Annotated in this window: 12 protein-coding genes; 9 read left to right on the top strand and 3 right to left on the bottom strand. The window is 71.7% G+C overall.

Annotated features, from left to right (window positions below; genetic code table 11):
• Positions 1–123 precede the first annotated feature (123 nt).
• The 6 genes from ACIRO3_RS10440 to galE all read left to right on the top strand — a co-directional run bounded on the left by ACIRO3_RS10440 (position 124) and on the right by galE (position 9,508).
• Positions 124–4,248, top strand: coding sequence for a ribonuclease E/G (locus ACIRO3_RS10440; protein ID WP_404134685.1), 4,125 nt, complete (start codon positions 124–126; stop codon positions 4,246–4,248).
• A gap of 293 nt (positions 4,249–4,541) precedes the next feature.
• The gene (gene rplU, locus ACIRO3_RS10445) at positions 4,542–4,862 is read left to right on the top strand and encodes a 50S ribosomal protein L21 (protein WP_030159347.1); all 321 of its coding nucleotides are present in this window, start codon (positions 4,542–4,544) and stop codon (positions 4,860–4,862) included.
• A gap of 13 nt (positions 4,863–4,875) precedes the next feature.
• On the top strand, positions 4,876–5,130 hold the full coding sequence (gene rpmA, locus ACIRO3_RS10450) for a 50S ribosomal protein L27 (protein ID WP_030013081.1): 255 nt from the start codon (positions 4,876–4,878) through the stop codon (positions 5,128–5,130).
• Between the two features lie 170 nt (positions 5,131–5,300).
• Complete coding sequence (gene obgE, locus ACIRO3_RS10455) at positions 5,301–6,746, top strand: GTPase ObgE (protein ID WP_361774232.1); 1,446 nt, start codon at positions 5,301–5,303, stop codon at positions 6,744–6,746.
• 93 nt (positions 6,747–6,839) lie between these two features.
• Entirely contained in the window at positions 6,840–8,459 is a 1,620-nt protein-coding gene (locus ACIRO3_RS10460) for a glycosyltransferase family 2 protein (RefSeq protein ID WP_404134690.1), read from the top strand.
• Between the two features lie 59 nt (positions 8,460–8,518).
• Positions 8,519–9,508, top strand: a complete 990-nt coding sequence (gene galE / locus ACIRO3_RS10465; RefSeq protein ID WP_404134693.1) for a UDP-glucose 4-epimerase GalE — start codon at positions 8,519–8,521, stop codon at positions 9,506–9,508.
• A 72-nt stretch (positions 9,509–9,580) separates the two neighbouring features.
• Here the strand turns inward: galE and ACIRO3_RS10470 are convergent, their stop codons facing one another.
• The 3 genes from ACIRO3_RS10470 to ACIRO3_RS10480 form a co-directional block, all read right to left on the bottom strand.
• Positions 9,581–11,491 (bottom strand): glycosyltransferase family 2 protein, encoded by a 1,911-nt coding sequence (locus tag ACIRO3_RS10470; protein WP_404134696.1) that lies wholly within the window; start codon positions 11,489–11,491, stop codon positions 9,581–9,583.
• Between the two features lie 145 nt (positions 11,492–11,636).
• On the bottom strand, positions 11,637–12,806 hold the full coding sequence (locus tag ACIRO3_RS10475) for a glycosyltransferase (RefSeq protein WP_361774433.1): 1,170 nt from the start codon (positions 12,804–12,806) through the stop codon (positions 11,637–11,639).
• 62 nt (positions 12,807–12,868) lie between these two features.
• A complete protein-coding gene (locus ACIRO3_RS10480; protein WP_361774220.1) occupies positions 12,869–15,709 on the bottom strand; it encodes a bifunctional glycosyltransferase family 2 protein/CDP-glycerol:glycerophosphate glycerophosphotransferase in 2,841 nt (946 codons plus the stop codon).
• A 161-nt stretch (positions 15,710–15,870) separates the two neighbouring features.
• Between ACIRO3_RS10480 and ACIRO3_RS10485 the strand changes: the two genes are divergently transcribed.
• The 3 genes from ACIRO3_RS10485 (at position 15,871) to proB (ending at position 18,558) form a co-directional block, all read left to right on the top strand.
• On the top strand, positions 15,871–16,848 hold the full coding sequence (locus ACIRO3_RS10485; protein ID WP_361774217.1) for a glycosyltransferase family 2 protein: 978 nt from the start codon (positions 15,871–15,873) through the stop codon (positions 16,846–16,848).
• Positions 16,845–17,333, top strand: a complete 489-nt coding sequence (locus ACIRO3_RS10490; RefSeq protein ID WP_365999226.1) for a GtrA family protein — start codon at positions 16,845–16,847, stop codon at positions 17,331–17,333. Before ACIRO3_RS10485 ends, ACIRO3_RS10490 begins: the two co-directional genes overlap by 4 nt.
• Positions 17,334–17,430: 97 nt before the next feature.
• The gene (proB, locus tag ACIRO3_RS10495; protein ID WP_361774211.1) at positions 17,431–18,558 is read left to right on the top strand and encodes a glutamate 5-kinase; all 1,128 of its coding nucleotides are present in this window, start codon (positions 17,431–17,433) and stop codon (positions 18,556–18,558) included.
• Positions 18,559–18,602: the final 44 nt, after the last annotated feature.

Below are 18,602 nucleotides of genomic sequence, written 5' to 3' on the forward strand. Positions count from 1 at the left end.
ATGAAACTGAGCTCCCGTGTGGCGAACGCGCCCCGGAGGCCGGTTCCGCGCTCATTACGCGGCGCCGTGCCGGACCGGATGTCAGCCGCGGCGCCCGGGAGCGTGACGGGAGAACCGCCCGCAATGCTCAACAACGAAACGTCTGAGAACAACAACACCGCCGGTAACGCCGACGGTGGAAGCCCCAGCGACAACCTGCCCCCGCGCAGGCGTCGCCGCGCCGCCTCCAGGCCCGCGGGCCCGCCCGGCGCCACCGCCGCCGAGGCCGTCACTCCGGTCGAGACGCCGGCCGCGGCCCCCGCCGAGGAGGCCGCCCCGGCCGCCCCCGCGCCCCGCGCCCGTCGCCGCGCCACCCGCGCCGTCACCGCCCCGGCCGCTCCCGCCGCCGAGGCTGCCCAGGCGCCCGTGGCAGAGACGCCCGCGCCGGCCGTCGAGACCCCGGCCGCCGTCGAGGAGCCCGCCGCCCCCGCGCCGCGTGCCCGTCGCCGCGCCACCCGCGCCGTCACCGCGCCGGAGGCACCCGCCGCCGAGGTCGCCCTGGAAGAGCCCGCCGCCGTGGAGGACCCGGTCGCCCCGGCGCCGCGTGCCCGTCGTCGTGCCACCCGCGCCGTGACCGCGCCGGCCGCTCCCGCCGCCGAGGCCGCCCCGGCCCCCGCGGTCGAGACCCCGGCCGTCGAGACCCCGGCCGTGGAGGAGCCCGCCGCCCCGGCGCCGCGTGCCCGTCGTCGTGCCACCCGCGCCGTGACCGCGCCGGCCGCCCCCGCCGTCGAGGCCGCCGTTGAGACCCCGGCCGAGACCCCCGCCCCCGCCGTGGAGGTCCCGGTCACGGAGGAGCCCGTCGCCCCGCCGCGTGCCCGCCGTCGCGCCACCCGCGCCGTGACCGCCCCGGCCGCCCCCGCCGCCGAGGCCGCCCCGGTCGCCGCGGTGGAGGCCCCGGCCCCGGCCGCCGAGACCCCGGTCGCCTCCAAGGCCACCGTCACCGTCGCCGACGCCGTGGACTCCCCGAAGCGCGGCGGCCGCCGCCGCGCCACCCGCTCCGGCGCCGTCACCCCGGCCGCCCCCGCCCAGCCCGCCGCCGAGGCCGAGGCGCCCGCCGCACCGGCCCAGTCCCGGGCCGGCCGTCGCGCCGGACGCCCCGCCGTGGCCGTGTTCCAGGCCCCCGTCTTCGCCGAGCCGATGTTCCAGACCCCGGAGACCGCCGCCATGGCGGCCGCGGCCGCTGCCGCCGCCGGCCAGGTCGACGAGGACGAGGACGAGGACGACACCGAGGTCGTGGCCGAGGCCGTCCAGGCCCCCGCCGCCCAGCCGGCCGGCCGTCGCCGTCGTCGCGGTCGCGGCGCCGCCGAGCCCGCGGCCCCGGCCGTCGAGTCCGGCCCCGTCTCCCTCGCCGACGTGGAGCTCCACGAGGCCCAGGCCGAGGAGGTCGAGGCCGAGGCCGAGGCCGCCGACCTCGACGAGGAGGAGAACGACGGCGAGCGTCCGTCGCGTCGCCGCCGTCGCGGTGGCCGTCGTCGCCGTCGCGGCGAGTCCGCCGACCTCGACGAGTCCGCCGACGAGGACACCGAGGCCGAGTCCGCCGAGCAGGAGGCCGACGAGGACTCCGCCGACGAGGACGACGAGTCCGACGAGGGCGCCCTCGGCTCCAGCTCCAGCCGCCGTCGCCGGCGTCGTCGTCGCCGCAGCGGTGACGGTGGTACGGACGCCGACGCGGCCGACGAGGACGGCGTGCGCACCGTCGTCAAGGTGCGCGAGCCGCGCCCCGCGCGCGAGCGCTCCGAGTCCGCCGCCGGTTCCGGCTCCACCTCCTCCGACGAGGTCCAGTCCATCAAGGGCTCGACCCGCCTGGAGGCGAAGAAGCAGCGCCGCCGCGAAGGCCGCGAGCAGGGCCGCCGCCGCGTGCCGATCATCACCGAGGCCGAGTTCCTGGCCCGTCGTGAGGCCGTCGAGCGCGTGATGGTCGTCCGCCAGGCCGGCGAGCGCACCCAGATCGGCGTCCTCGAGGACGACGTGCTCGTCGAGCACTACGTCAACAAGGAGGAGGCCACCTCCTACGTCGGCAACGTCTACCTGGGCAAGGTCCAGAACGTCCTGCCGTCGATGGAGGCCGCCTTCATCGACATCGGCAAGGGCCGCAACGCGGTCCTCTACGCCGGTGAGGTCAACTTCGAGGCGCTCGGCATGGCCCACGGCCCCCGCCGCATCGAGTCCGCCCTCAAGTCCGGCCAGTCGGTCCTGGTGCAGGTCACCAAGGACCCGATCGGTCACAAGGGCGCCCGCCTGACCAGCCAGGTCTCGCTGCCCGGCCGCTACCTCGTCTACGTGCCCGAGGGCTCGATGACCGGTATCAGCCGCAAGCTGCCCGACACCGAGCGCGCGCGCCTCAAGACCATCCTCAAGAAGATCGTCCCCGAGGACGCGGGCGTCATCGTGCGCACCGCCGCCGAAGGCGCGAGCGAGGACGAGCTGCGCCGTGACGTCGAGCGCCTGCAGGCCCAGTGGGAGGACATCCAGAAGAAGTCGAAGCAGATCTCGACCTCTTCGCCGAGCCTCCTGTACGGCGAGCCGGACATGACCGTCCGCGTCGTGCGCGACATCTTCAACGAGGACTTCTCGAAGGTCATCGTCAGCGGTGACACCGCCTGGGAGACCATCCACGGCTACGTGAACCACGTGGCCCCGGACCTGGCCGACCGGCTCTCGCGCTGGACCTCCGAGGTCGACGTCTTCGCGACGTACCGGATCGACGAGCAGCTCGCCAAGGCGCTCGACCGCAAGGTGTGGCTGCCCTCGGGCGGCTCCCTCGTGATCGACAAGACCGAGGCGATGATCGTCATCGACGTCAACACCGGCAAGTTCACCGGCCAGGGCGGCAACCTCGAAGAGACCGTCACCCGGAACAACCTGGAGGCGGCCGAGGAGATCGTGCGCCAGCTGCGGCTGCGCGACCTCGGCGGCATCGTCGTCATCGACTTCATCGACATGGTCCTGGAGTCCAACCGCGACCTGGTCCTGCGGCGCATGCTGGAGTGCCTGGGCCGCGACCGCACGAAGCACCAGGTGGCCGAGGTCACCTCGCTGGGCCTGGTCCAGATGACCCGCAAGCGGGTGGGCCAGGGTCTCCTGGAGTCCTTCTCCGAGACCTGCGTCCACTGCAACGGCCGCGGCGTCATCGTGCACATGGAGACCCCGACCGTGGTCGGTGGCGGCGGCAACGGCAAGCGCTCCAAGCGCCGCGGCGGCCGCACCCACGAGCACGACCACGACGTCGACTCGGTCGAGTCGACCGACACCGGTGACGCCGAGGTCTACGAGACCGAGGAGGAACTGGCCGCCGAGGTCTCCGCGCCCCGCGCGCTGCCCGAGCCGGAGTTCGTCCCGGACGAGGAGCTGTACGGCAGCCGGGCCGAGGCGGAGGCCGCGGCCTCCGGCGTGAGCGGTCGACGCAACCGTCGCCGTGCCACCCGCAAGGCGACCGCTCCGGCGGGCGCCCCGCGCGGCGCGGTCGCCCCGGAGCGGGCCCCGGCCGTCGTGGCCGAGCCCGAGCCGGTCGTGGAGGCCGTCGCCGAGCCGGTGGCCGTGGTCGAGCCCGAGCCCGTCGCCGTCGCCCCGGTCGAGACCGAGGTCGTCGCGGAGCCGGTGGTCGAGGAGGCCCCCAAGGGCCGTACACGTCGCCGTGCCACCCGCAAGGCCACCGCCCCGGCGGGTGCCCCCGCGGTCGCCGCCGAGGCCGCTCCGGAGCCGGAGCCGGTCGTGGAGGCCGTCGTCGAGCCCGTCGTGGAGCCGGAGCCCGAGCCGGTCGTCGTCGAGACCCCGGCCGAGCCGGTGGCCGAGCCCGTCGCGGACGCCGCGCCGGCCCGCCCGCGGCGCCGTGCCACCCGCAAGGCCACCGCACCCGCCGGTTCCCCGGCGGGCGCGGCCGAGGCGGCCGTACTGGTCGTCGAGGCGGCTCCCGCGGCAACGGCCGAGTCGGAGCCCGAGGCGGCTCCGGTCGAGGCCGACGCCGAGCCCGAGGCCCCGGTGAAGAAGAAGGCCGCCCGCAAGGCTCCGGCCAAGAAGGCGACCACCACCGCGGCGAAGAAGGCCCCGGCCAAGAAGGCGGCGGCCACCAAGACCGCCGCCGCGAAGAAGACCGTCGCCAAGAAGGCCGCCACCACGGCCAAGAAGGCGCCGGCGAAGCGGGCCACGAAGAAGACCGCGGCGGCGGAGCAGCAGGCGCTCCCGTCCGTCTCGGCTCCGACCGAGGCCTGATCCGCGTCACACCCGTGGGCCCCGCCGAGCGGCGGGGCCCACGGGCTTGCGGAGCCCGGTTTGACCCCCTGGAACCGGGCCCGTAACCTAGACCGTCGGCATGTCCTAGATGATTTTCCGTCTAGTGCGCGTCGCGCTCCTGAGCACCTTCCTCCCCTGTACGTCCGTGTACGCGCCTCGCGCGTGCGCGTCGCCGGGGAGAGGCCGCTCGTCCAATCCGGATCACCGTGGGCCTCGGCCCGCGTGAGCGGCTGGCTTCAGGAGCATCCGTCCCGAGTGAGAGAGAGATCCGCGTGTACGCCATCGTGCGCAGCGGTGGTCGCCAGCACAAGGTTGCTGTTGGTGACATCGTTGAGGTTGACAAGATTTCCACTGCCAAGGTTGGCGACACGGTCGAGCTCTCGACCCTGCTCGTTGTCGACGGCGACGCCGTGACCAGCGACCCGTGGGTGCTGGCCGGGATCAAGGTCCAGGCCGAGATCGTGGACCACCACAAGGGCGCCAAGATCGACATCCTGCGCTACAAGAACAAGACCGGCTACCGCCGTCGCCAGGGTCACCGCCAGCAGTACACGGCGATCAAGGTCACTGGTATCCCCACGGCTGCGAAGTAAGAGGGACTGAGACATGGCACACAAGAAGGGCGCATCGTCCACTCGGAACGGGCGCGATTCCAATGCTCAGCGGCTCGGCGTGAAGCGCTTCGGCGGTCAGGTCGTTTCCGCCGGCGAGATCCTCGTCCGCCAGCGCGGCACCCACTTCCACCCGGGTTCGGGTGTCGGTCGTGGTGGCGACGACACGCTGTTCGCGCTGCAGGCCGGTTCGGTCGAGTTCGGCACGCACCGTGGCCGCAAGGTCGTCAACATCGTTCCGGCCGCCTGATCCAGCTCCTGCTGAATCACACGCGTTCGTAACACCCCGAGGGCGGATCTCAACTCTTCCCGGCGTCAGCCGGGAAGAGAGGTCCGCCCTCGGCGCGTTGTCACATAGACACGTTTAATGGGCGGCAAGGCCTGCCCGGGACATTCCCGTATGTATCTGGAGGAACACCCATGACCACCTTCGTGGACCGCGTCGAGCTGCATGTCGCCGCGGGTAACGGGGGCCACGGCTGCGCCTCCGTTCACCGGGAGAAGTTCAAGCCGCTCGGCGGCCCCGACGGCGGAAACGGCGGCCGTGGCGGCGACGTCATCCTCGTGGTGGAGCAGGCGGTCACCACCCTGCTGGACTACCACCACAGCCCGCACCGCAAGGCGACCAACGGTCAGCCCGGCGCCGGCGACAACCGCTCCGGCAAGGACGGCCAGGACCTGATCCTGCCCGTGCCGGACGGCACCGTCGTCCTCGACAAGGAGGGCAACGTCCTCGCCGACCTCGTCGGCCAGGGCACCACCTACGTCGCCGGCGAGGGCGGCCGCGGCGGCCTCGGCAACGCGGCGCTGTCGTCCGCGCGCCGCAAGGCGCCCGGCTTCGCGCTCCTCGGCGTCCCCGGCACCACCGGTGACATCGTCCTGGAGCTCAAGACCGTCGCCGACGTGGCGCTGGTCGGTTTCCCGAGCGCGGGCAAGTCCTCGCTGATCTCGGTGCTCTCCGCGGCCAAGCCGAAGATCGCGGACTACCCGTTCACCACCCTCGTCCCGAACCTGGGCGTCGTCACGGCCGGCTCGACGGTCTACACGATCGCCGACGTCCCGGGTCTGATCCCGGGCGCCAGCCAGGGCAAGGGTCTCGGTCTGGAGTTCCTGCGGCACGTCGAGCGCTGCTCGATCCTCGTGCACGTCCTGGACACCGCCACCCTGGAGTCCGACCGCGACCCGGTGGCCGACCTCGACGTCATCGAGGAAGAGCTCAGGATCTACGGCGGTGGCCTGGAGAAGCGCCCGCGCCTCGTCGTCCTGAACAAGGTCGACATCCCGGACGGCCAGGAGCTCGCCGACATGGTCCGCCCGGACCTGGAGGCGCGCGGCTACAAGGTCTTCGAGGTCTCCGCGGTGTCCCGTACGGGGCTCAAGGAGCTCTCGTACTTCCTCGCCGAGGTCATCGCCAAGGCCCGCGCCCGCAAGCCGAAGGAGGAGGCGACCCGCATCGTCATCCGTCCGAAGGCCGTCGACGACTCCGGCTTCACCGTCACCTACGACGAGGTCGAGGACGTCTACCAGGTGCGCGGCGAGAAGCCCGAGCGCTGGGTCCGCCAGACCGACTTCAACAACGACGAGGCCGTGGGCTACCTCGCGGACCGCCTCGCCCGCCTCGGCGTCGAGGAAGCGCTGAAGAAGGCCGGCGCCCGCGCCGGTGACGGCGTCGCCATCGGTTCCGACGAGAACTCCGTCGTCTTCGACTGGGAGCCGACCGTCATGGCCGGCGCCGAGATGCTGGGTCGTCGAGGCGAGGACCACCGCCTGGACGCACCGCGCCCGGCCACCACGCGCCGCAAGGACAAGGAAGCCAAGCGCGGCGACTCCGCCCAGCAGGAGTACGACGAGTTCCGACCCTTCTAGGACATGTCCGGATCCTGACGGCGGTCCGCCGCCGTCAAGGGTCCGACAGGGGTCTTGAGGCGACCTTTACCCGGGTCGCCTAGGATCCAGCGGGTGACCAGCATCAATCCCGCCACCGTCTCCGTCGTGGTGATCGCGTACAACGACGCCGGGCTCGTGGGCGAGGCCGTCTCCTCGGCACTCGACCAGGGCCCGGTGGTCGACGAGGTCATCGCGGTCAACGACGCCTCGTCCGACGACACCGGGCGGGTCCTGGACGAGCTGGCCGCCCGCCATCCCCGCCTGAAGGTCCTGCACCGCACGGAGAACAGCGGCGGCTGCGGGACCCCGCGCAACGACGGGATCGCGGCCGCGACCGCCCCGTACGTCCTCTTCCTCGACAGCGACGACGTCCTGGCGCCTGGCGCGGCCGACGCCCTCGTACGGGCCGCCGAACGACACCGCGCACCGGTGACGGTCGGCGCGTGCGTACGGCGCGAGCTGCCGCAGCACCAGGACGTGCCCTGGGTACCGGGGCTGTACACCGCGGGCGACGTCATCGAGCGGCCCGCCGACCGGCCCGAACTGGTCCGCGACACCCTCTGCGTCAACAAGCTCTACGCGCGCTCCTTCCTCGACGAGCACGACATCCGTTTCCCGGACGGCCGTTTCGTCTACGAGGACTTCGTCTTCACCGCCCGGGTCCTGGCCGCCGCGCCCCGCGTCGCCGTGATCGACGACCTCGTCTACATCTGGCACGTGCGCCGGTCCGCCGCCCAGGTGTCGATCTCCCTCGACCGCAAGGACGTCGCCAACTGGCTGTCCAGGATCGAGGCGCACCGCACCGCGGCCCGGATCATCGGCGCCTCCTCGCCGGAACTGGGCCACGCCTGCCAGGTCAAGTTCCTGGAGTACGACCTGCGCATGTACCTGCGCGAACTCGGGAGCGACCCCGACTACCAGGCCGCCTGGTGGACCGCGACGCGCGACTACCTGACCGGCTTCACGGACGCCGACGTCGCGGCCGCCGGGGCGCACGCGCGCTGGATCGTGGGACTGCTGCGGGCCACCCCGAAGCCGCCCGCCGACGTGGAGCGGCTCACGCGCTTCGCCGCCGAGCCCCCGCGCCTGCTGCCGCCGTACGCGAGCACCCCGCAGGGGCTGCCCGTGTGGAGCGAGGAGCTGCCGGTGGAACTGGACGGGATGGCGACGCTGGCGACCGGGGAACTGCCCGTCACCGTCGACGCCCGGCTGAGCGGAACCACGAGCCTGCGGATCCGCGTCCACGACATGTACGGGCGGCTCGCCGCCGCCGGGCCGCGCACCGCGTGGTTGGGCTTCCAGGCGCGCTCGGGCGGGGAACCGGTCCTCGGCGAGCCCGTGGAGCTGACCCCCGCGGCGGACGGGGACGGCTGGACCGCCGAACTGCCGTTCCGGCTCGCCGCGCTGGCGGAGGCCGGGCGACGACGGGGCGGACGGGGAATGCAGGCGTGGGGTGTACAGATCGGCGTGCGGTGTGCGGACGGGAGCTCCCTGGTGATCCCGCCGCGCCCCCTCGACGGGCTGCTGCGGCGCCGCGCGCTGCCCAGCAGCCGGTACGGTGTTCTGCTGGCGCAGCCGTACCGCACGGCCGCGGGTTCGCTGGGCGTGCGGCTCGCGCCGGGCGCCTCCGGGGCGATGAGCCTCGTACGCAACCGTCTCGGCAGGGTCAGGGCAAGCCTGCGGTCGGGCTGACAGCAGGACACCGGTCGTAGACGGCCGGCGGAATCGGACAGGACTCGGGAGAACACGGCATGACTTTTCTGATCACCGGTGGCGCCGGCTACATCGGCTCGCACGTCGTCCGCGCGATGCGTCTCTCGGGTGAGGACGTCGTCGTCCTCGACGACCTCTCCACCGGCGACGAGGGCCGCGTCCCGGACGGCGTTCCGCTGGTGATCGGATCGGTGCTGGACCGGCCGCTCCTGGACAAGACGCTGGCCGAGCACCGGATCACCGGCGTGGTCCACCTCGCCGGCAAGAAGCAGGTCGGTGAGTCCGTCGAGAAGCCGCTGTACTACTACCACGAGAACGTGCAGGGCCTCACGGTGCTGCTCCAGGCCGTGGCCGAGGCCGGCATCCGCAACTTCCTCTTCTCCTCCTCCGCCTCCGTCTACGGCATGCCCGACGTGGACCTGGTCACCGAGGACACCCCCTGCCTGCCGCTGAGCCCGTACGGCGAGACCAAGCTCACCGGCGAGTGGCTCGTGCGCGCCGCCGGCAAGGCACACGGCATCTCCACCGCCTGCCTGCGCTACTTCAACGTGGCGGGCGCCGCCACCCCCGAACTCGCGGACACCGGCATCTTCAACCTCGTCCCGATGGTCTTCGAGCGCTACGAGGCCGGCGAGGGCGCCCGGATCTTCGGCGACGACTACCCGACCCCGGACGGCACCTGCATCCGCGACTACATCCACGTCGAGGACCTCGCGGACGCCCACGTGGTGGCGGCCCGCAGGCTCGCCGAGTGGGGCGCCGAGGGCGAGTACAAGGACCTCACCGTCAACATCGGCCGCGGCGAGGGCGTCTCCGTCCGCGAGATGGTCGAGCTGCTGAACACCCACACCGGCAACGACTTCGCGCCGGTGGTCACCCCGCGCCGTCCCGGCGACCCGGCGAAGGTCGTGGCCTCCGCCGACAGGATCGCCGCCGAGCTGGGCTGGAAGGCCCGCCACGACGTCCGCGAGATGATCACCTCGGCTTGGGCGGGCTGGCAGGCCAACAAGGTTGCCGCACAGCGCTAGGAGCTGTCACCCGCTTCGAACATGCCACCGGCCCGCCGCCCCGATCACCGGGGCGGCGGGCCGGTGCTCGTTTCAGCGGGCCGGCGCGCGCACGATCCGGGAGACCGTCCGGCGGGCGTGCCGGCCGAGCCGGCGGTGCAGCGGCAGCGGTACCCGTACGGTGAGCGCGGCCCCGTCCGCCGAGCGGACCGGCAGCTCCCGGGTGAAGCCCCGGTCGCGTATCCGCAGCCGCACCTGCCACTCGCCCTCCGGCACGCCCCGTACCTCCGTACGCACCCGCAGCCGGCCGTCCGGATCGGCGCCGCCCACCGCCGGTGTGGTGAACGGGGCCCGGCCCGGCGCGTGCAGGACGAAGTCCACCGGCGCGTCCGCCGGCCAGCCCGGTATGGTCGCCGTCGCCTCCAGCACGGGGGCGCCCACGACACGGGCCTCGGCCGTGCCGCGCGCGTCGGCGGCCAGCGGTATCCGGGTGGCGCCCAGGTCCAGGTTGACGTGTTGGTGCGCCTCGGAGTGGAACACCGTCGCGGCCTGCGGAGGCTCCCCGGGCGTGCCGTGCACGATCCGGGGCACCGGCGCGGCGTCGTACTCGGCGGCCTTCGGCCGCGGCAGCCACGCCTCCTTGACGAGGGAGCCCGCGGCCACCGCGACCCGCACGGTCCATATGCCGTCGTCCAGCCGCAGGCCCTCCGCGGCCCGGTTGACGTCCACGGCCGCCTCGTAGCCGCCCCGCGCGTCGGTGCGCGCCGCCGGAATCCGGATGGTGTGGCCCTGCCGCCGCAGCAGCAGCGCCACCTCCTGGTCGGCGGCGCCGCCGACGCCGTCGAGCCGGGCCGTTCCGCGCAGCCGCAGCACCGGACCGTCCCAGCTGTACGAGGCCAGCTCCTGCCGCAGCACCACCCGCGAGGTCAGGTCGTACAGCTCGTCGGGGAGACCGGCGCCGGGGTCCCGGAAGAACGGGTAAGCGGCGAAGGCGCGACCGCCCTCGATCACGGCGGGACCCAGACCGTCCACGGTGTCGGCGGTGACGACGGCGGTCAGCTCCCGGGTGCGACCCGCCCCGATCAGATGGGCGCGCAACCGCAGCCGGGGCGGCAGCGCCGCGCTGATCCGCTCGGTCAGATAGGCCCCCACCAGCGGCTCGGCCGCCCGGACCATCGCCTCGCGGCCCGCCTCGTCGCGGGCCAGGTACGGCTCGGCGAACATGCTCAGCACCTCGCCGTGGAAATGGCGTTCCATGAGCTTGTCCCGCTCGGGACCGGCCGGCACGTGATCGGCCACCAGCTCCAGCAGCTCGCCGACGTGGGCCAGCTGCGCCACCCAGTCGATGTCCTGCTGGGTCGCGTTCGTGCCGTCGCCGCGCCCCTCCAGGTAGTAGCAGTCGTGATCGGCCACCACCGAGATCCGGCGGGCGTGCAGCAGGGCGTGCGCGCCGAACGGGAGGTCCTCGCCGAGCAGCCGGCCCTCGGTGAACCGCAGCCGGTACTCGTCGACCAGGGTGCGGCGCCACAGCTTGTAGGCGGCGAGCGTCCAGTACACGGGGGAGTCGTGCAGGCAGACCTCGGCGCTGGTGGTGCGTAGGTCGACGGGGGCGGCCCGCCCGTTGACCCCGACGATGCGCCCGTACACGACGTCGGAGTCCTGCTCCTCGGCCATCCGGACCAGCCGCTCGAAGGCCTCCGGGCCCAGGTAGTCGTCCGAGTCGAGGAAGAACAGGTAGTCGCCGGTCGCCGCGTCGATGCCGACGTTGCGCGGCTTCCCCGCGCCACCGGAGGCGGCCTGGTGGATCACGGTCGTGTTCGGGTGTTCCGCGGCCCAGGCGTCCAGCCATTCCCCGGAGCCGTCGGTCGAGCCGTCGTCCACGGCGATGACCTCGATCCGGTCCGCCGGGAGGGTCTGGGCGGTCACCGAGTCGAAGCAGCGCCGCAGGTAGCGCCGGGTGTTGTGCACGGGTATGACGACGCTGACGCTCGCGCGGGAGCCCATGGGCGGTTCCTCGGATCGGCTGGATGACATCGGCGGCTCGGCCGCCTGCCCCTTCCGTCGAGAGTACGTGGACGGGCCACCACCGAAAAGGGTGATGGCCCGTCGTCCTGCTCCGCTGTCCCCGCTGTCCCGTCGTGCCCGCCGATCAGCGGTGCAGCAGCGTGAAGAGCTCCTCCCAGCGCGCGCTGATCTCCTCCGCCGAGTACCGCTGGATGTCCTCGCGGGCCCGCTCGCCCATCCGGTCGCGCAGCTCGCGGTCGGACATCAGGGCGTCCAGACGGCGGGCGAACTCGCCGGTGTTCCCGGGCGGCGCGATGAGACCGTTGACCCCGTCGGTGATGATCTCGTGCACCCCGGGGGCCACGTCGAAGGCCACGCAGGGCACCGCCGTCGCCATGGCCTCCATCAGGGCGAGGGGGAACCCCTCACCGCGCGAGGACAGGGCGAACAGCGCGCTGTCGCGCAACGCGCCCGGAACGTCGGAGGTGCGGCCCATCCACTCCACCGAGGAGGAGATCCCCAGCTGCGCGCACTGCTTCTTGAGCGCCTCCTCCTCCGGACCCGAGCCGTAGAGCGTCAACACCCACTCGGGGTGCTTGGGCGCCACCTCCGCCCAGGAGTCGAGGAGCATGTCCACGCCCTTCTCCTCGTGCAGCCGACCGATGCTGACCACGCGCTTGGCGGTCCGCCGGGACGGCTCCTCGGGGAAGAACGGCAGCGGGTTCGCCATGGAGCCCACGTTGTCCATCCGCTGGCGGATCCACAGGTCCGCGTCCTCGCGGGTGAGGGCCAGCATCCGGTCCACGTTCTTGTAGTACCGCTTGACGCGCCCGAACCGGGAGGACCTGCGGCAGGTCTCGAAGGACTCGTGGCTCATGCCGACGAGCTTCAGACCGGAGGTGTCCGCCATGGCCACCCACTCCATCGCCCAGACCTGGCTCACGATGACCACGGCCCCCGGGCGGGCGGCCCGGAACAGCGCGGTCAGCTTCGCGGCCTGCGCGCGCATGCCCGCGTCGCGTGCGGCCCGGCGCCGGCGCTCGATGATGTCGAGCTTGCCCTTGAGGCCCCTGAGCGCCTTGATGGACGGCGGGTGCACGTCGTACAGGGTGGTGGTGAGGTACGGCAGGTCCTCGCCCAGGTCGGCACGCCGGCCCTCGGGGGCCGGCACGACGCCCACCACGTGGACGCTGTGTCCGCGCTCCGAGAAGATCCGGGCCATCTGGTGGGACCAGCTGGTGATGCCGCCCAGCTCGTCCACGCTGTTGGAGACCAGGAAGATGTCCCTGGGCCGGCCGTCGTGCGTCTCGGTCATCGCCGTCCCGGTCGTTCCGGTCGCGGGGTTCGTCGCGGTCGTCGTTTCGATCACCTCGGACATCAGCGGCTCCACCCGGAGAAGAACGTGTCGACGATCCGCTCGGCGGCGTTGCCCCGGTCGTACTCGCCGAACTCGGCCACGAAGCGCTTGCGGGCCTCGGCGTGCGGGTCGTCCGCCGTGTCGAGGCTCTTCAGGACGTGGTGGAACTCCTCCTCGGTCCGGAACACCGGACCCGGGGCGTGCTCCACCAGGTCGAAGTAGGTGCCGCGCTCCTCGTGCACGTACGAGTCGTAGTCGTACGCGAAGAAGAGGATCGGCCGGTCCAACAGCGCGTAGTCGAACATCACGGAGGAGTAGTCCGTGATCAGCGCGTCGGCCAGCTCCATCAACGGCATCACGTCGTGACGCGCGGACACGTCGATGACCTTGCCCTTGGCCGTCGGCGGCAGCACCACGTGGTTGAGGTAGTGCGCCCGCACGAGCAGGACGTATCGGTCACCGAACTCCTCGGTGAACTTCTCCACGTCGAACGGCATCGGGAACGCGCCCGGCGTACGGAACGTCGGCGCGTACAGCAGGACCTTCTTGTCGGCGGGAATGCCGAGTTCGGCGGCAAGCGCGCCGCGCTCGCGCCGCCCGTCCGGCGCGTCCTCGGCCCGCCGGGCCCGGACGAGCACGTCGTTGCGCGGGTAGCCCACCCGCAGCAGCTTCGTCTCGGCGATCCGGAAGGCCTTCGCCAGGGTCCGCACGTCGTGCTCCGAGCGGCACACGAAGTGGTCGAAGCGGCTCAGGTGCTTCTCCTCCGCGGCCTGCTGGGCGTGCGTGGCCGCCTTCAGACCGGGCTGGTCGAAGCCCATCTTCTTGAGCGCGGAACCGTGCCAGGTCTGGATGTACGTGGTGTCGGGCCGCTTGGCGAGCTTGAGCGGGTAGCTCTGGTTGTCCACCCAGAACTCCGCCCGGGCCAGCGCCTTGAGGTAGGGCAGCGACCAGCGGCGCACCAGGTGGGCGTCCGCGGGGAAGTCCTTCGGGCTGCCGGCGTACGACCAGAACGCCTCGAACTCCAGGCCGCGGCTGCGCATCTCCTCGTAGATGGCGCGGGGGCTGTCGCTGTACTGCTTGCCGAGCATGCTCTCGAAGACGACGGTGCGCTTCTTCACCGGCAGCCGGCCGTAGACCTCGTGGAAGAGGCGCAGCTTGGTCTTCTCGGAGGTCAGCGTCTTGCGGAGCTCCTTGGCGCGGCGGTAGCCGGCCTTGGCGAGCTTGCCGGGCCTGCCACGCACGGCACTCTGGATCAGTTCCTCGATCCGCTCGTTGTCGTGCCGGGCGGAGACCAGCCGGAAGGCCAGGTGACCCTTGGCCGTGGGCTGCGGTTCGATGTGGTCGGCGACCAGGCGGGTCAAACGCGGCTTGACGGGCAGCAGACCGCTGCCGAGCTCGCTCTCGCCGATGGTCAGGCGCGTGTTGGTCTTCGCGCCGTCGACGTCCAGGATGACGCGGACGTCCCAGACGGAGTCGATGATGCCGAGCGGCCGGAGCTTGGCGCTGAGGTCGACGTCGGCTTCCCAGCCGATGGTGCTGCCCTCGTGGCGCAGCGCCTTCACGGGGAAGACGAACGTCTGCAGGCTGCGGCGGCGGGCCCGGAACTCGACCTGGCCCTTGATCTTCGCCTCGGGCCTGATGACGCCCAGCGGGTTGGTGATGCGGCCCGCGAGCCGCACGGTGCCGTCGGCCTCCGCGTAGCGCGTCAGCTCGTTGCGCAGGAACAGCTCCCGGATCGGCTTCTGGTGGTAGCCGAGGTCCGTGACGTCGAGCACGCTGCGGGCGAACTCGTCGTCGAGGTGCTCGGCGCACCAGTAGATCCGGCCGTCCTTCTTGGCCAGCGGGGAGGACACCTTGTTGCGGTGGATGAGGGTGTCCACGGCGGGCAGCAGGTTGTCCCAGTCGCCCTGCTGGAGCAGGTAGGCGCAGATCGCCTGGATGGGCTGGACCCGGGTGTACGCCTCGCGGTCGAGACCCTCCAGGTAGCCGCGGGAGAGCTCGGCGAACTCGCGCCGGTAGGACTCGTCGCGGAACGGCAGGTCACGCAGGTGCAGCACGAGGTCGTGCTTGAGGAACTTGACGTCCTTGGCCGTCTGCATCTCGGTCATGCCGCGCTGCGCCAGGAGGGCGTCGATCCGCCGGTGGATCTCCAGCCGGTGGATGTAGTTGGTCATCTCGTGCCGGCGGTTGGTCACGGACTTGACCTTGGCCTGCGCGTAGACGTTCCAGAAGTACACCTGGTTCGGGATGAGGGTGATCTTCTTCGCGGCGAGGTAGGCCTCGGCGATGAACATCAGGTCCTCGTACAGCATCCCCTTCGGGAAGAGGAGGTTGTTGTCGAGGAGGAAGTCGCGGCGGTAGCACTTGTTCGTGGAGAGGGTGTCCCACACGAACAGGTCCGGCAGCTCGCTGACCGAGGTCAGGGTGCGGGTGGTGCGGTACAGCCACGCGTACCACTCGTCGCGCTTCTGGTTGCGGGTGTCCTTGTGTACCCGCACGCACAGGCCCGAGACGATGTCGGCGCCCGTCCGCTCGGCGGCCTCCAGCATGTTGCGGCAGGCGTTCACCTCAAGGATGTCGTCGCTGTCCAGGAACATGACGTAGCGGCCCTCGGCATGGCCGATGCCGACGTTGCGGGGCTCGCCGCCGGCGCCGCTGTTCTCGGGCAACTGGTACGCGCGCACCCGCCCCGGGTGCGCTGCTTCGAGTTCCTTGGCGACCTCGAAGGAACGGTCCTTGCTGCAGTCGTCCACGATCACGACTTCGACCCCGTGCAGGGTCTGGTCCAAAACCGACTGGACGGCTGTCGGCAGACGCTCTGCGTCGTTGTAGACGATGACGACCACGGAGACGTCAGGCACGTGCACCTCGATCCCTTTGTTCCATTGCGTTTATCCCGACAAAGCTACCGTGTGCGGCACTCGACTCGGGCAGGGCGGCTCCGCCGTGCATACTTCTCAAGAGGTGGTGGTGTCGAGTCAGTCGTCGACAATCACCCGTTCGGATCCGGCAGGAAGTGTTCATGACCAAGCTGTCCGTAGTTGTTCCTTGCTACAACGAAGAAGCCGTCATCGACCGCTTCGACGCAGAGATCCGCAGGGTTCTCGACGCCCTGCCCATCGAGTACGAGGTTTGCTACGTCGATGACGGTAGCCGGGACGGCACCCTGGAGAAACTCCGCAAGATCGCCGCGGACTACGGGGACCAGACCCGCTACGTCTCCTTCAGCCGTAACTTCGGCAAGGAGTCGGGCATGCTCGCCGGACTGCGCGAGGCCACCGGCGACGCCGTGGTGATCATGGACGCGGACCTCCAGCACCCGCCGGAGCTCATCGCCACCATGCTTGAGCACTACCGACAGGGCCACGACCAGGTCATCGCCCGCCGCACCCGCGAGGGCGACAAGAAGGTCCGTTCAGCCCTCAGCCGTCTGTACTACCGAGGCGTCAACCGCTGGGTGGACGTGGAGCTCACCGACGGTGTCGGCGACTTCCGGCTGCTCTCGCGCCCCGCCGTGGACGCCCTGCTCGCGCTGCCCGAGTACAACCGCTTCTCCAAGGGACTCTTCTCCTGGATCGGTTTCGACACGGTCCACTTCGACTACCGCAACGCCCAGCGCGAGGCCGGCGAGACGAAGTGGAAGTTCGGCGCCCTGCTGAACTACGGCATGGACGGGTTGATCTCCTTCAACAACCGTCCGCTGCGCATCGGGATCTGGCTCGGTGTGTCGTTGGTCGCACTCACCGGCCTGTACGCCCTGTGGACCACCGTCATGGCGATCACGTACGGGGTCGAGTCGCCGGGTTACGTCACGCTCGTGGCGCTCATCACCGGCCTGGGCGGCGTGCAGATGATCATGCTGGGGCTGATCGGCGAGTACATCGGCCGCATCTACTACGAGTCCAAGCGCCGCCCGCACTTCCTCGTCAAGGAGGCGCACGGCGCGGAGAACGTGCCCGGGGTCTCCGAAGCCGTGATCTCGGAGCGCAGCCGCCGATGACTTCGAACGTCCCCGCCCCCGGTCACCCGCCGGTGGCCGGGAGCGCCCCGGCGCCCCCGGCCACCCGACGGGAGCAGCTGGGGCAGATCGTCCGCTTCGGCCTGGTGGGCGGAGTCAACACCGCGACCTTCTTCGGCATCTACCTGCTCCTGCACCCGTGGATGCCGTACTTCGCCGCGTACACGCTCGCCTTCCTGCTGTCGATGGTCGGCTCGTTCTTCATGAACACCTACTTCACCTACCGGACCCGGCCCACCTGGAAGAAGTTCGCGCTCTTCCCGCTGACGAACATCACCAACTACGTGATCCAGTCGGTCGGCCTGTTCGTCCTGGTGCAATGGGCCGGCATGGACGACCGGATCGCCCCGCTCGTGGCGGCCGTCGTGGCCATCCCGTTCACCTTCCTGCTGTCCCGCAAGATCCTGGTCCCGGGCGCCGCGGCCACGGCGGAGACGGAACCGGTCCGCGGTTCGTCCACCCTCTGAAACCCGCGCGCGGCCCCGACGGGCCACCCCGTAGATTGAGGTCCCGGCACTTGCGGCAGGGTGCCGGGAACATCAGGCAAGGGGCAAGGGGACAGACGTGTCAGCGGCTAGGCAGAGCGTCGTGGACGCCCGCAGGATCGTGGTCAAGGTCGGTTCCTCCTCCCTGACCACCGCCACCGGCGGGCTCGACGCGGACCGGGTCGACGCCCTGGTCGACGTACTGGCCAAGGCCCGCAGCGGCGGCGAGAAGGAGATCGTCCTGGTCTCCTCCGGCGCCATCGCCGCCGGACTCTCCCCCCTCGGCCTGCGCCGCCGGCCCACCGACCTGGCCCGCCAGCAGGCCGCCGCCAGCGTCGGACAGGGCCTGCTCGTCGCCCGGTACACCGCGTCCTTCGCCCGTTACGGCGTCCGCGTCGGCCAGGTCCTGTTGACCACCGACGACACCAGCCGCCGCGCGCACTACCGCAACGCCTACCGGACGCTGGACCAGCTCCTCGCCATGGGCGCCCTCCCCGTGGTCAACGAGAACGACACCGTCGCCACGGACGAGATCCGCTTCGGCGACAACGACCGGCTCGCCGCCCTGGTCGCCCACCTCGTCCGCGCCGACCTGCTCGTGCTGCTGTCCGACGTGGACGGGCTCTACGACGGCGACCCCTCGCTCCCCGGCACCACCCGCATCGACGAGGTGCGCGGCCCCGAGGACATCGCGCACGTCTCCATCGGCAGCGCCGGCAAGGCGGGCGTGGGCACCGGCGGCATGGTCACCAAGGTCGAGGCGGCCCGCATCGCGGCGGCCGCCGGCATCCCCGTCGTCCTGACCTCCGCCAGCCAGGCCACCGACGCCCTGGCCGGGCGCGACACGGGCACCCTCTTCCACTCCACGGGCCGCCGCTCGGCCGACCGACTGCTCTGGCTCCAACACGCCTCCACCCCTCAGGGGCACCTCGTCCTGGACGACGGCGCGGTCCGCGCCGTCACCGAACGCGGCAGTTCCCTGCTGGCAGCCGGGATCGCCGGCGTCGAGGGCGAGTTCGTCGCCGGGGACCCGGTCGAACTGCGCGCCACCGACGGTCGCGCCGTGGCCAGGGGGCTGGTCAACTTCGACGCCAAGGAACTTCCGCAGCTCCTGGGACGCTCCACTCGCGAGCTCGCACGGGAGCTCGGACCCGCGTACGAGCGGGAGGTCGTCCATCGTGACGATCTGGTCCTGCTGCAGGGCTGAGGTTCGGCAAAACCGCCGCGCGGCCGGCCGAGGACTGGTCAACT

This window comes from Streptomyces sp. NPDC102278 (assembly GCF_044766345.1).
Taxonomy (GTDB): Bacteria; Actinomycetota; Actinomycetes; order Streptomycetales; family Streptomycetaceae; genus Streptomyces.

Bases quoted from the DNA above. Each gene is read 5' to 3' on its own strand.
- ACIRO3_RS10485 (WP_361774217.1), top strand. From the start codon at position 15,871: ATGACCAAGCTGTCCGTAGTTGTTCCTTGCTACAACGAAGAAGCCGTC.
- galE (WP_404134693.1), top strand. From the start codon at position 8,519: ATGACTTTTCTGATCACCGGTGGCGCCGGCTACATCGGCTCGCACGTC.
- ACIRO3_RS10475 (WP_361774433.1), bottom strand. From the start codon at position 12,806: ATGACCGAGACGCACGACGGCCGGCCCAGGGACATCTTCCTGGTCTCC.
- obgE (WP_361774232.1), top strand. From the start codon at position 5,301: ATGACCACCTTCGTGGACCGCGTCGAGCTGCATGTCGCCGCGGGTAAC.
- ACIRO3_RS10470 (WP_404134696.1), bottom strand. From the start codon at position 11,491: ATGGGCTCCCGCGCGAGCGTCAGCGTCGTCATACCCGTGCACAACACC.
- ACIRO3_RS10490 (WP_365999226.1), top strand. From the start codon at position 16,845: ATGACTTCGAACGTCCCCGCCCCCGGTCACCCGCCGGTGGCCGGGAGC.
- ACIRO3_RS10440 (WP_404134685.1), top strand. From the start codon at position 124: ATGCTCAACAACGAAACGTCTGAGAACAACAACACCGCCGGTAACGCC.
- rpmA (WP_030013081.1), top strand. From the start codon at position 4,876: ATGGCACACAAGAAGGGCGCATCGTCCACTCGGAACGGGCGCGATTCC.